General features: G+C 54.6%; 12 protein-coding genes. 8 read left to right on the forward strand and 4 right to left on the reverse strand.

Annotated features, from left to right (window positions below; genetic code table 11):
* Together ACSHXH_RS16055 and ACSHXH_RS16060 are read left to right on the forward strand one after the other, a co-directional pair.
* Positions 1–217: hypothetical protein (locus ACSHXH_RS16055; RefSeq protein ID WP_435672806.1), on the forward strand; the 217-nt coding region annotated here is incomplete at its 5' end.
* 475 nt (positions 218–692) lie between these two features.
* Positions 693–2,522, forward strand: coding sequence for an acetate--CoA ligase family protein (locus ACSHXH_RS16060; protein WP_435672807.1), 1,830 nt, complete (start codon positions 693–695; stop codon positions 2,520–2,522).
* A gap of 38 nt (positions 2,523–2,560) precedes the next feature.
* On the opposite strand, the gene ACSHXH_RS16065 is transcribed toward ACSHXH_RS16060, so the two are convergent.
* The 4 genes from ACSHXH_RS16065 to ACSHXH_RS16080 all read right to left on the reverse strand — a co-directional run bounded on the left by ACSHXH_RS16065 (position 2,561) and on the right by ACSHXH_RS16080 (position 5,179).
* Complete coding sequence (locus ACSHXH_RS16065; RefSeq protein ID WP_435672808.1) at positions 2,561–3,541, reverse strand: aKG-HExxH-type peptide beta-hydroxylase; 981 nt, start codon at positions 3,539–3,541, stop codon at positions 2,561–2,563.
* A gap of 5 nt (positions 3,542–3,546) precedes the next feature.
* Positions 3,547–3,687 (reverse strand): hypothetical protein, encoded by a 141-nt coding sequence (locus ACSHXH_RS16070; protein ID WP_435672809.1) that lies wholly within the window; start codon positions 3,685–3,687, stop codon positions 3,547–3,549.
* Between the two features lie 244 nt (positions 3,688–3,931).
* Positions 3,932–4,099, reverse strand: coding sequence for a hypothetical protein (locus ACSHXH_RS16075; RefSeq protein WP_435672810.1), 168 nt, complete (start codon positions 4,097–4,099; stop codon positions 3,932–3,934).
* 186 nt (positions 4,100–4,285) lie between these two features.
* Complete coding sequence (locus ACSHXH_RS16080; protein ID WP_435672811.1) at positions 4,286–5,179, reverse strand: LysR family transcriptional regulator; 894 nt, start codon at positions 5,177–5,179, stop codon at positions 4,286–4,288.
* Between the two features lie 105 nt (positions 5,180–5,284).
* On the opposite strand from ACSHXH_RS16080, the gene ACSHXH_RS16085 reads away from it, so the two are divergent.
* From ACSHXH_RS16085 to ACSHXH_RS16110, 6 genes are all read left to right on the forward strand, one after another.
* Positions 5,285–6,310, forward strand: a complete 1,026-nt coding sequence (locus tag ACSHXH_RS16085; protein ID WP_435672812.1) for a D-cysteine desulfhydrase — start codon at positions 5,285–5,287, stop codon at positions 6,308–6,310.
* Between the two features lie 6 nt (positions 6,311–6,316).
* On the forward strand, positions 6,317–7,519 hold the full coding sequence (locus ACSHXH_RS16090; protein WP_435672813.1) for a DegT/DnrJ/EryC1/StrS family aminotransferase: 1,203 nt from the start codon (positions 6,317–6,319) through the stop codon (positions 7,517–7,519).
* Complete coding sequence (locus ACSHXH_RS16095; protein WP_435672814.1) at positions 7,519–8,262, forward strand: aspartate/glutamate racemase family protein; 744 nt, start codon at positions 7,519–7,521, stop codon at positions 8,260–8,262. Before ACSHXH_RS16090 ends, ACSHXH_RS16095 begins: the two co-directional genes overlap by 1 nt.
* Before the next feature lie 31 nt (positions 8,263–8,293).
* Positions 8,294–9,256: an ABC transporter substrate-binding protein gene (locus ACSHXH_RS16100; RefSeq protein WP_435672815.1), complete on the forward strand. Its 963-nt coding sequence runs from the start codon at positions 8,294–8,296 to the stop codon at positions 9,254–9,256.
* 97 nt (positions 9,257–9,353) lie between these two features.
* Positions 9,354–10,391 (forward strand): quaternary amine ABC transporter ATP-binding protein, encoded by a 1,038-nt coding sequence (locus ACSHXH_RS16105; RefSeq protein ID WP_435672816.1) that lies wholly within the window; start codon positions 9,354–9,356, stop codon positions 10,389–10,391.
* Positions 10,384–11,970 (forward strand): ABC transporter permease, encoded by a 1,587-nt coding sequence (locus ACSHXH_RS16110; RefSeq protein WP_435672817.1) that lies wholly within the window; start codon positions 10,384–10,386, stop codon positions 11,968–11,970. Before ACSHXH_RS16105 ends, ACSHXH_RS16110 begins: the two co-directional genes overlap by 8 nt.
* Positions 11,971–12,000 lie beyond the last annotated feature (30 nt).

The raw sequence follows: 12,000 nt of genomic DNA on the forward strand, positions 1-12,000 counted from the left end.
GAAGGTCGTAGGTTCAAATCCTACCCCCGCAACCATCAAACCACAAAAAAAATATAAAACCACGCAATACAAGGGAATGCCGGATCGAATTGCGCTCAACCGAATTTCCATAATAGGACGCTTACTGGAAAATTCGCTTGGCGCCAAAACTTCGGAAATTGCTTGCTCCCGAATGGCGACTGCGGATTTGATGTTATGTGGTTTAGTGGCGCGTTGACGGACAAAGGAACACGAGCCTGTATTCCTGGAAAAATGGGCGTATCACAAAACTCCGATACGGCAAGCAGTGCTAGCAACGCCGCACGCGCATCGAGATCATGTTTGGCAGGCTCACGGGCTAGCGGTGTGTCGAAACCCGGTATGACCTTTACCGTAACATCTTCCTGTCTGACCTCGGTCTCGCTACAACTGTCATTTGTTGATTGTGCGTCCTGAGCCTTGATGCAGGCTTACACGACGGTATTTTATGGTTGGGTCGGTGAAAATCATACACACTAGTGGCACTTCAATTTAATATCGAATGAGATATCTGACCACGCTTTGATGTCATTTACGATTGAATCGGAACCACCATAATGGTTCGAACTGTCGCTCCGGACAGTCTGTGTAGCGATGTATCCAGGATTATTTCCAAGACATATCGCTTTGAATAGGCGTGTTTGGCAAATTCAATCTGAAGGGCTGATCAAGCGATGCACGAGGGACAGAAGTTTCGCACTGAAATTGGGAACAGTGTTCCCGGTCTTTTCGAAGCGCAGAAACAATCTTGCTGCATAGTTCGAATATTTACAGAAGAGCCGGAAGCATTCTTTGCTGATGACGCGGTGCTGTTCCTGAAGACAGTTTTGCAGATAATTGATGCGCCAAAACTTGAAGTAGAAGAAAATCTAAAAACCCAAATAGGTCAGCCCGTGTTGAGTGTAATCTCGATAGCGTCTGAGATTGCACGGCTCACCTTGATTCAAGGCTCGTTTCCGTCATTCGACACGCCTCGCCTCACCCGGTTTGCGAAACATCATACTGATGAAACTCTCATTACTGTCGACGTGCCAACTGAGAGGTACCATAACCAAGAGGCCATTAGGCTGGCGTATGAGCTTGGGCTCAAGATTGCGTGGTGCTTTACGCAACCAGCGGATCGCAGGGCAGAGGTGGCGCGCCTTGTGGATGAAGACTTGAGCGCTTTGATTAAATTGATCACCAAGGTGTCGTTTGGCGGACGGTCGACCCGATTTATTCTGAAAGAAGCGTTCGACCGCGGGCTGCCAATCCTTCATCGCGGTTCAGGCATTTATCAGGTCGGTTATGGGCACAAACAACGCATTTTTCAAAGAAGTGCTACGTCTAATGATTCAGCCGTCGGCGCAAAGCTTACCATGGATAAATGGACCTGCCTCCAACATTTGAAGCTTTCTGGCATTCCGGTGCCAATGTCCTTTCGGGTCAATGACGCGGCAGGAGCCAAAGCGGTCGCAAAGCAGCTTGGATACCCTGTGGTCGTGAAGCCTGCCGACAGGGACCGGGGTGAGGGTGTAACCCTTGATATTGAAACGGCGGATGACGTCGACGCAGCGTTTGAGACTGCACAACGTTTCTCAAAAAACGTTCTCGTTGAAAATCGTGTTCCGGGCATTTGCCACCGACTGTTGATCTTTCAAGATCGATTGATCTTTGCATATGCGCGTTTTCCTCTGTTGATCACGGGTGATGGGGAAAAGACCATTGCCAGGATCATCGAAGAGACACAGGAAATTCAGCATCAGCGCGCAAAACACCTACGTAAGAAATTTGCAGGTTTGACTCCCGACACATTGGCCTTGCTTCAATCGCAAAATTTTAACGCGGATACAGTTCTCGCCGAAGGTCAAACTGCTTATTTGCGGCGGTATCAATCGCCGGAATGGGGCGGGCAGGATCTGGTGAACACAGACCTAGTGCACCCTGAGAATGTTGAGCTGGCACGTCGCGCGGCCCGCCAATTCGGGCTGGAGACTGCTGGAATCGACCTGATCACAGAAGATGTGTCCAGGCCGTGGTATGACACGGGCGCGGTGATCAACGAGGTGAATTTCCGACCACAAGTTGGAGCCAACACTGCGCGCGAGATGATAAATATCTGTTTCCCTGAAAATGATGCTGAGATTCCGATCATCTGTTTCATTGGCGACAAAGCCGCGATGCAGGCGGGTTTGGCAGAGCTTGCGCGGTTGCGTGCGACATCAGAAAAACCGTTTTTGACTTCGCATAACATGACGGTCGGGCCTGATCTGGCGGAAATCAGGCTGCATGGTTTTAACGGCTTGTTTGAACGAATCTCGTACCTTCTAAAAGAGCCGCGGGCAGATGCTGTGGTGGTCGTGGTGCAGACGGATGAATTGCTCCAGACTGGTCGCCCGTTTCATCACGCATCGCAAGTGACCGTTGTAAACACCAACCTTATTGCGAAGACCGCGTATGGCAAGATGCGAGATTCGTTCTTGGTATCGCGTCTGAAAGATCTGATTTCCAATACTGGAAAATAGGCATTGCAGGATGATGGTGCATGTCGACGCCGGTGCATTTACCGGCGGTTCATCCATGCACGGGTTTTATCGAGGATGCGCTGGCCAGTTGCACTTAGCTCCCCGTGAGCATCGATCACGGACAAGCCTTTTTTGTAGTTATCACGATCTGCTTGGGCGGCCTTTAGCGCGGTCTCGTGATCCGTAACGGAAAGATGTCCGGATGCTGCGAGAGTTTCCATTGCCCAGCACATCCGCGCGGACACATATGTCGCGTGATATATACCGTCCATGGGACGCAAGTCCTGTCGCAAAGGCGATGCAAACAAATCTTCGTTCGGATTCAGCACCAAAGGTTCATCCACGGTCAACCCGAACAACAACGAATGCGATGCTTCGTGGGCCAACACTTCGACAATCTCAAGTGGGGTGTTGTGATGCTTGGGGTTGAGAATGAGTAAGCCCCAGAATTGGTAGTGCGATGCCCCATCGAATTCAACACTGTCCCCATGAGGTGCACCCCCCAAAAGGATTTCGTGTACGATTGCTGTGATTTCACCGTAAAGTTCTGGTAACGCATTTTGCATGAGATCGAACCCTGCCTCAAGCAGTGTGCCGAAATCTTGGGCCAGAGTGTCTGAAATCGGAGCGAGGCGCATTCCATCAGAGATCAATTCAAGGCTGATCTGGTCGGCATCCGGGTGCCCAAAATGGGTTATCGTCCTGTGTGCGTTCCGTGGCGGCGTCGCGTTCATTTTCGATATGAGCGCCTTGGTTGCGTCGATGTCACCGGACGACAAAGAGGTCACCAGTTGGAAATAGTGACGGAAGACGCTTGGGCGAACAAAACGTCCCGCGTTGATGTTGCTTGCGAAGTCACCAAGGCTGTCGCTCAGTTTCCCGTCTGTTGTTTGAACAGCCTCGGCGAGATGATGCAGGCTTGCAGCAAGCTCAGTATGCATCCGCCTGTCGGCGGATGCAGCACGCGCCGTCGACGGTTCAAAGCACTCGTCAACGAAGTCGTGCGAAATGTCAGGCATCGTCTTTATTCAATGTTGTCCGGGATCTTCCCGCCAACCTTGAGGCCGATTGCGGCTTCGTCAGTTGTTTTCAACGAAACGGATGTGTCCGACTTCAAAAGGCGGAAGCCCAAGAGTTTTGAATAATCTACGGATACATGTGTCATTTTGGTCTTCCTGTGCTGGGTTGGTTCGCGGTGGGCGCGAACCTGATCATCGTTGTGCGTCGCCTATTCAAGTACACTTGCAGGCTTTGCGTGAACGCTTGTAGCTTATTGTCGCCAGTTGCGGCCCATCTCTTTCAGCAGCTACGGGGCAACTTTTGATATCCTCAGATGTGCTTTCACACACATAGCCGCGCTACAAGCGTACCGCCCCGGCCAACAAGATGGTGAGGTACGCCGATAGGTATCAGATGTCGTTTTTGCGACGTATAAAACCCGGTGGGGGGGTGGTGCCCTTCACGCCAACCTTGAGGCCGATTGCGGCTTCGTCAGTTGTTTTCAACGAAACGGATGTTTCCGACTTCAAAAGGCGAAAGCCCAAAAGCTTTGCATAATCTACGTTTACAGGTGTCATAGGTTTGATCCTTTTTAGTGCCCATGCGGAGCATTGCGCCTCTGACGGTCTCAAGATGATGCGCTTTGCACAAGCGCGACTCGATTACATATGCTGGTGTAAAAAAAACGTGGCATCAAAGCACCCCCGTTCGTTTCTCTAATTGTGCCTTAGTTTTTAAATGATCGTTAGGGCGCGGGGGTGCGGTCACACCGCTTGTGTCAGTCGTGACCATGCATCAAGCGTGGCGCTGTTTGTTGTCGTGGCCCATCGCTGTGCGACAAGATCCATATCGATTCCGCCAAGCATGTTGGTCAAATTGGTCAGCTCGCCGCGCACAAGAGCCGGGCGGGCCAGGGCTTCGGGCACCCATGCCACGCCAAGTCCGGATTGTGACAATTGCAATGCAGCCGTCGACAACCCGGTTTCTGTCACCACGCTCACGGTGCATGTTCCAGAAATTGCGGGCAGGACGTGTCGGGTGATCGCAGCCCCAAGGAACACATCCGCCGGATAGCCAATGATCCGCAATGTGCCCGCGCGAAAGCGGTTCATTTCGGTATCCGCGTGGTCAGCCCCGCACACCGGGATCAGTGTCTCTGACCCGATCACGGCTTCGGTCAGAAACGCGGACAGTTCGACCATGGGTTCGGCCTTGATCCGGTAGGTCAGTGAAATCGCGACTTGTCTGCGGATCAGCAGGGTTTCGCATTCGTCCCGGTTGGCAGAGCGCAGCCGGATATGGGTTCTATTGGGTTCGGCCACGGAGTTGATGATCTGCGTGCCCATTGACGTGGTGATGGCGTGCTGGCTTGCAATCACCAACTGGCGCAAGCCTGTGCTGTGTTCCTGCCGCATGTTACTTAGCAAGAGACGTTGTTCGGTGGCCAGTTTGCGCAGGTCCGTTTCACGGTCGCGCAGGATCGGCGATGGGCCACTTGGTTTGACGCTGCGGTCAATAAGTTCGATCCCAAGCACGTCCTCCAGAACTTTGATGCGACGGGAAAAGGCAGGTTGTGTTACGTTGCGCAGGCGGGCAGCATCAGCCACGCCGCCACTGTCCAGCAGCGCTACGAGGTCTTCTATCCAGTCTATGCGCATTTTCGCCCTCGTTATGCGTGTTGTGCATAATATCACCGGTTTTTCTATTTGACGAGCTTGGTAATATGCAGAAACGATACCTCGGAAACATTAAAGGACGTCCTGATGCACTTTTCCCGATTCCCCCGCGTACACCTTGCACATTTGCCCACTGCACTGGAGCCGATGGACCGATTGTCCGCTGAGCTGGGTGGGCCACGCATCTGGATCAAGCGGGACGATTGCACCGGCATGTCAACGGGCGGCAACAAGACCCGCAAGCTCGAATTCCTGATGGCTGAGGCTCAGGCGCAAGGAGCTGATCTGGTTATTACCCAGGGCGCGACACAGTCCAATCACGCGCGCCAAACAGCCGCTTGCGCCGCTAAGCTGGGCATTGATTGCCACATCTTGTTGGAAGATCGTACCGGGTCGAATGATCCGAACTACAATCTGAACGGCAACGTGTTTCTGGATTTCCTGCATGGCGCAACGGCGGAAAAACGTCCGGGATCGGGTCTCGACATGAATGCCGAGATGGAAGCCGTGGCCGAGAAGTTCCGAGCTGAAGGCCGTAACGTTTATACCATTCCGGGTGGTGGATCGAATGCAACTGGTGCGCTTGGTTACGCCAATGCCGCGATGGAATTGGTCACACAGGCGAACGCCATGGATCTTAAGATCGACCGTATCGTGCATGCAACTGGCAGTGCGGGGACACAGGCGGGTCTGATTGTGGGTCTCAAGGCGATCAACGCCAATATCCCTTTGTTAGGGATTGGTGTGCGTGCGCCGAAACCCAAGCAAGAAGAGAACGTCTTTAATCTTGCTTTGAAAACTGCTGAAAAACTCGGATGCCCCGGTGTGGTGTCCCGCGAGGATGTGGAAGCGAACACGGACTATGTTGGTGAAGGCTACGGTATTCCAACCAAGGATGGTCTGGCGGCAATCGAAATGTTTGCACGCCTTGAAGGTATTCTGCTTGATCCAGTTTATTCGGGCAAAGGTGCTGCGGGTTTGATCGATCTGGTGCGCAAGGGTGCATTCAAAGGTGATGAAAACATTGTGTTCATCCATACTGGCGGCGGTGTCGCATTGTTCGGGTACACGGCAGCGTTCGACTATGACGCGCCAAGCATGGCCGCCGAGTAACACCTGATGCAGCCGTTTACGGGGAGCTTTACCCAACAAGAGCCGATTGCAGAGGATGCAATCGAGGCTGCTGTTGCGGTTCTGCGATCTGGGCGGCTGCATCGTTACAACACAATTGATGATGAGCTTGGCCCGGTGGCCGAGCTTGAAAAGGCCTATGCCACCTATCAAGGGTCTGCGTTTTGTCTCGCCTGTACCTCGGGCGGGTATGCCATGGCGACTGCGTTGCGGGCATTGGGTGTGGGAACGGGCGATAGCGTTCTGACCAATGGTTTCACGCTCGCGCCGGTTCCGGGCGCGATTGCAGCCGTCGGGGCCGAGGCGGTTCTGGTTGAAATCACGTCAGACCTTGTTCTTGATCTGGCGGACCTTGAGGCAAAGATAAAAGTGACGCAGCCCAAGGCTTTGTTGCTGTCCAACATGCGGGGGCATCTGTGCGACATGGACGCGCTGATGGTGGTTCTGAATCGTCATCATGTACCCCTGATCGAAGACTGCGCGCATACGATGGGTGGATCCTGGAACGGGCGGAAATCCGGCAGCTTTGGGATTGCCGGGTGTTTTTCGACCCAGACCTATAAGCACATGAACAGCGGCGAAGGCGGCTTGCTGACATCAAACGACCCCGAGTTCATGGCGCGGGCGATTATGTTGTCCGGGTCCTACATGCTTTATGATCGTCATGGGGCAGGGCCTGACGCTGACCTGTTCAAGGACATTCGCCTTGATACCCCCAACATGTCGGGGCGCATGGACAACCTTCGGGCGTCGATCCTGTTGCCCCAATTGGCCAATCTTGAGGCGAACATCGACCGCTGGAACGCGCGACACGATCTGGTGGCGGACAGGGTTCGGGGTCTGAATGGTGTCTATGTCCCGCATCGCCCCAAACAGGAACGCTATGTCGGATCGTCTTTTCAGTTCCTGATGCCGGGGGCGAGTGTCGAGACAATGCAGGCGGTTGTGGCAAACGCCAAAGCGTTGGGGGTTGAGCTTAAGTGGTTCGGGGCGGACAGTCCCGTTGGCTTCACCTCGAACCACCAAAGCTGGCGCTACATAAACCCGCAGGATTTGCCTAAAACGGATGCACTTCTTGCCGGTCTGCTGGATATGCGCATCCCTTTGACGTTCAGCCTTGAGGATTGCGCGCAAGTGGCGGACATCGTTGTGCATGTGGTGGCGCGCGCCCTGCAAAAAGGAGACGCCTAATGCGGAAAATCGGTGTTCTCGGTGGTATGGGCCCAGAGGCGACGATCTATTTCATGCAACAGGTGGTTGCTGCCGTTGAGGCGCACGACGATTCTGATCACATTCCGCTGCTGGTTGACAACAACACCCAAGTGCCGTCCCGCATCAAGGCGATCCTGGAAGGCGGAAACGACGACCCCGGCCCGGTTTTGTCGCAAATGGCCTGTGGATTGGTCACGGCAGGGGCCGAGGCGCTGGTGATGCCGTGCAATACCGCGCATTATTATGCAGATCAGATTGCCACTGCGACGGACAAGCCATTTCTGAACATGGTTGATTTGTCCTGTACAGAAGCTGCGCGCGTCACGCCCGGTGGCAAGGTTGGGTTGCTGGGCTCGCCGGCGTTACAACAGGTTAAGGTCTTTGAGCAGGCGTTGGAACATACGGGCCTGACCCCAATTTATGCCGCAGAGCAGGGCAGGGCATTGGCCACGATTCGGTCGATCAAGGCGCAAGGGCCGTCCGAATTCGCGGCACACACACTTTCGGACATCTGCGCACAGATGGCACATGATGGCGCAGACGTGATTTGTGTCTGTTGCACCGAGTTTTCGCTTTTGACTTCGGATATCAACGCTAAACTGCCGATGTTTGACACGTTGCAGGTGCTTGTGAGCGCCGCAGTTGAGTATTCGCGTTCGGGTGTGTCCTCATCCGACGGGAAACACGGGGGGACGGAGCAAAGACGCGCAATTTCCCCCTGAAAAAATCAATCAACAGGGAAAGGACGATTAAATGAAGATGACTAAAACCAAAGCATTGACGACCTCTGCCATCGTGGCACTTGGGGCAGCCGGATCTGCACAGGCGGCGGATATTGTGATCGGTGTACCAAACTGGGCGTCGGTGAACGCAACAGCGCATATTCTGGAAGTGGTGATCGAAGACAATCTTGGTCTGGATGTCGAGCTTCAGAACGGCACCAACCCGATCGTGTTCGAAGCGATGGACAGCGGGTCCATGCATGTTCACCCCGAAGTCTGGATGCCGAACCAGCAAAACCTTCACGACACCTATGTTAAAGAACGTGCTTCAGTCGTGATGAACACCAACCCGGTGCAGGCCGAGCAGGGCATGTGTGTGCCCGCAGCGATTGCCGAAGAATACGATATCAAGCACATTGATGATCTGAGTGACCCGGACAAAATTGCCATTTTTGATACTGACGGAAATGGCACTCCCGAGGTCTGGGTTGGTGCCCCCGGTTGGGCATCGACCGTGGTCGAAAAGATCCGCGCGAAATCCTATGGCTATGATCAGCTGTTCGAGCTTACTGAATATGAAGAAACCATTGCCTATGCCAACCTTGCCAATGCGGCAACGGCTGGCGAACCTTGGCTCGGTTTCTGCTACAGCCCGCATTATATCTTTGTGACGCAGGACCTCTTTGTATTGGAAGAGCCCGCGCATGACCCGGCAACCTGGAACATCGTTCAGCCGACCGATGACCCGGATTGGCTTGAGAAGTCCTCTGCTTCAACCGCATGGAACGGGGCGACCCTGCACCTGCACTATGCCAAGGAACTGGATGAGGCCTTCCCGGAAGTTGCGGCGCTGTTCCAGAACTATCAGATGAGCGGTGACGACCTGAGCGCCATGGGCAAGGCCCTTGCCGTTGATGGTGTTGAAGCAGCAGACTTTGCCCGGCAATGGGTGGCTGAAAATGAAGACACTGTCATCAATTGGCTGACCAACTAAGCCTCTGACATCAGGGCCGCCGCCTATCTGGTGCGGCCCTGATCCCATGTGTCCCGCGACTCGTGCGCGGGACATGCATACCCACCGGGAGAGGCAGATGAACGACCCTGTCGTAAAGCTTGAAAACGTTTGGAAGATTTTCGGCGAACGCAGCGACGAAGCCATGAAGGCCGTGCTGAACGAAGGGCTGACCAAGCCCGAGGTGCTAGAGAAATATAAATGTGTGGTCGGCGTTCAGGACGCCAGTTTCGAAGTCTCGCGTGGTGAGATTTTCTGCATCATGGGGTTGTCAGGGTCGGGCAAGTCGACGCTGGTGCGCCATGTGAACCGTCTGATCGAACCCACGGCAGGCCGGATCGAGATTCTGGGCCAAAACGTGTCGTCCCTGTCACCCACTGAACTGCGCCGCGTCCGCGCGCAACAGATTGGCATGGTGTTTCAGCACATGGCCCTTCTCCCGCATCGGTCGGTGCGGGACAACGTTGCCTATCCGCTGGAAATCCGAAAAGTGCCGAAATCCAAACGCTGGGCGATCTCAGACCACACGCTTGGCTTGGTGGATCTGACCGGCTATGAAGACCGCCTGCCGCGTGAGTTGTCCGGTGGCATGCAGCAACGCGTGGGCATTGCCCGCGCGTTGGCCTCTGATCCCGAGATCCTGCTGATGGACGAACCGTTCTCGGCTTTGGACCCTTTGATCCGGCTGCAGTTGCAGGACCAGTTCAAAGCGCTTGTGGCGCAGCTTAAGAAAACGACATTGTTCATCACCCATGATCTGGATGAAGCAATCCGCATCGGCCATCGCATCGCGATCATGAAAGATGGTGTCATCGTACAGATAGGCACGCCTGAAGACATCGTGATGAACCCCGCAGACGATTATGTTCGTGAATTCGTACAGGGCATTTCCAAGCTCAAGCTGGTGAAAGCCCATTCAATTCTTGAGCCACTGGAAAGTTTTTCCGGTTCTCTGGATGCCGCACCGCGCGCTGACGAAGGGGCGGATTTGGATCAGTTGATTGATCTTGCTGTTACAACGGATCTTCCGGTGGTCATCACCAGCGGTGGGACGGATGTTGGCATCGTGACCAAACCGCGACTTTTGCGCGGGATTCAAGGGGGCAAAGATGAGTGATGCAACCAAAGATGTCAGGGTCACTGCCGCCTCGGATATCGAGGTGGATCGTGACGCGTTGGATCAGTCGATCAAGGATTTTGCCGGACCAAACGGGTCATACTATGTCGGCGCCTTTCATACGATCCACGACACCACTGGGTTCATTCCCAAGACATTCAACGTGGCAGCAGCGCTTCTTGGCCCCTTATGGGCGGCACCGCGTGCGATCTGGGGAATGTTTTGGACCTTCCTGATCCTCGAAATCATTGCGTGGGTGCAGATCGGGCGCGGCCTGTGGGGCAACCTGGGCTCTGACTTTATTGCCCGCGCGGATCAACAGCGCGAGCGGATGCAGGAACGTTTGGATCAGGCCGCTGCGGCTGCAGAAGATGAAACCCGCCAAAGGTTCGAGACCTTGGCCGACAATATGCAACGCGCCATTGATCAGAATTTTGAACGGGCGGAAGCAGCGCAAGCCGAAGGGCTGACTATCCTGTTGTTTGGTTTGGGTCTGCTTGTCTTTTTGAAGCTGGTGCAGGGCGTGTACGCCAATATCGCCTATGAAAAGCAGTATTCGCGCTGGCGGATTGATCCAACTGGAACCGAAAGTGGACGATCCACAGCGAACCTCGTTCTTGGGCTTGTTCTGACCGCGTCAATCGCGCCGCTGATTATCTACAAATTCACCGCGAGCAACACGTTGGCAATGCTTAGCGAATTTCCTGAACGCGAAGTATCGGCGATGGTTCTGGGCGACGACGGCGGCACGCTGTTCGGTGCACTTGCGTCCTGGATGGAGGCACGCATCGACGCGGCCGCCACCGCTGGGGGCGACGTGTTCGACGGGATCGTTCTGGGTGTGCGGACGGTTCTGGACGGGCTGACGCTGGCACTGAACGGGTCGCCTTGGCCGGTCGTGATGTTTGTGATTGCTGTTACGGCATATCGCGCCGCAGGCCCGCGCGTTGCCATATTTACCGTGGGGGCGATGGCCTATACCGCGCTTCTTGGGTATTGGGCCCTGGCGATGGAAACCGTCGCCCTAGTGGGCGCGGCGGTGCTTTTGTGCGTGTCGATTGGCATTCCCCTGGGGATTTGGTTCGGAAAATCAACACGGGCCTACCGTATGGCGGAACCCGTGCTTGACCTGATGCAGACGCTGCCTGCCTTTGTGTATCTTATCCCGATCATCGCGTTCTTTGGCACGGGCAACCCGCCGGGCATTCTGGCGACGATCATCTTCGGGATGCCGCCCGTCATTCGCCTTACGGCCTTGGGGATGCGGGGTGTGCCCGAAAGCATCAAGGAAGCGGCTGTCGCATTTGGCGCGTCAAAGTGGCAATTGCTCAAGGATGTTGAGATCCCGCTCGCTCTGCCGTCGATCATGGCCGGGGTGAACCAGACGATTCTGATGTGTCTGTCGATGGTGGTGATCATCTCGCTCATCGGTGGGGGCGGTTTGGGACAAGAGATTCTTGAAGCGCTGCAATTCGCTGCGAAGGGTCCGGGCCTTCTGGGTGGTTTTGCTATCCTGTTCCTTGCGATGGTCATGGACCGGATCGTGCAGGGCGCATTCAAGCGGGCGGATCAGAAGTAAGGGGACAGCCACAGATTTTTCTTGTGATAT

The organism is Marivita sp., assembly GCF_051251565.1.
Lineage (GTDB): Bacteria > Pseudomonadota > Alphaproteobacteria > Rhodobacterales > Rhodobacteraceae > Marivita.

Coding starts and splice junctions, on each gene's coding strand:
- ACSHXH_RS16060 (WP_435672807.1), top strand. CDS start 693: ATGCACGAGGGACAGAAGTTTCGCACTGAAATTGGGAACAGTGTTCCC.
- ACSHXH_RS16065 (WP_435672808.1), bottom strand. CDS start 3,541: ATGCCTGACATTTCGCACGACTTCGTTGACGAGTGCTTTGAACCGTCG.
- ACSHXH_RS16070 (WP_435672809.1), bottom strand. CDS start 3,687: ATGACACATGTATCCGTAGATTATTCAAAACTCTTGGGCTTCCGCCTT.
- ACSHXH_RS16075 (WP_435672810.1), bottom strand. CDS start 4,099: ATGACACCTGTAAACGTAGATTATGCAAAGCTTTTGGGCTTTCGCCTT.
- ACSHXH_RS16080 (WP_435672811.1), bottom strand. CDS start 5,179: ATGCGCATAGACTGGATAGAAGACCTCGTAGCGCTGCTGGACAGTGGC.
- ACSHXH_RS16085 (WP_435672812.1), top strand. CDS start 5,285: ATGCACTTTTCCCGATTCCCCCGCGTACACCTTGCACATTTGCCCACT.
- ACSHXH_RS16090 (WP_435672813.1), top strand. CDS start 6,317: ATGCAGCCGTTTACGGGGAGCTTTACCCAACAAGAGCCGATTGCAGAG.
- ACSHXH_RS16095 (WP_435672814.1), top strand. CDS start 7,519: ATGCGGAAAATCGGTGTTCTCGGTGGTATGGGCCCAGAGGCGACGATC.
- ACSHXH_RS16100 (WP_435672815.1), top strand. CDS start 8,294: ATGAAGATGACTAAAACCAAAGCATTGACGACCTCTGCCATCGTGGCA.
- ACSHXH_RS16105 (WP_435672816.1), top strand. CDS start 9,354: ATGAACGACCCTGTCGTAAAGCTTGAAAACGTTTGGAAGATTTTCGGC.
- ACSHXH_RS16110 (WP_435672817.1), top strand. CDS start 10,384: ATGAGTGATGCAACCAAAGATGTCAGGGTCACTGCCGCCTCGGATATC.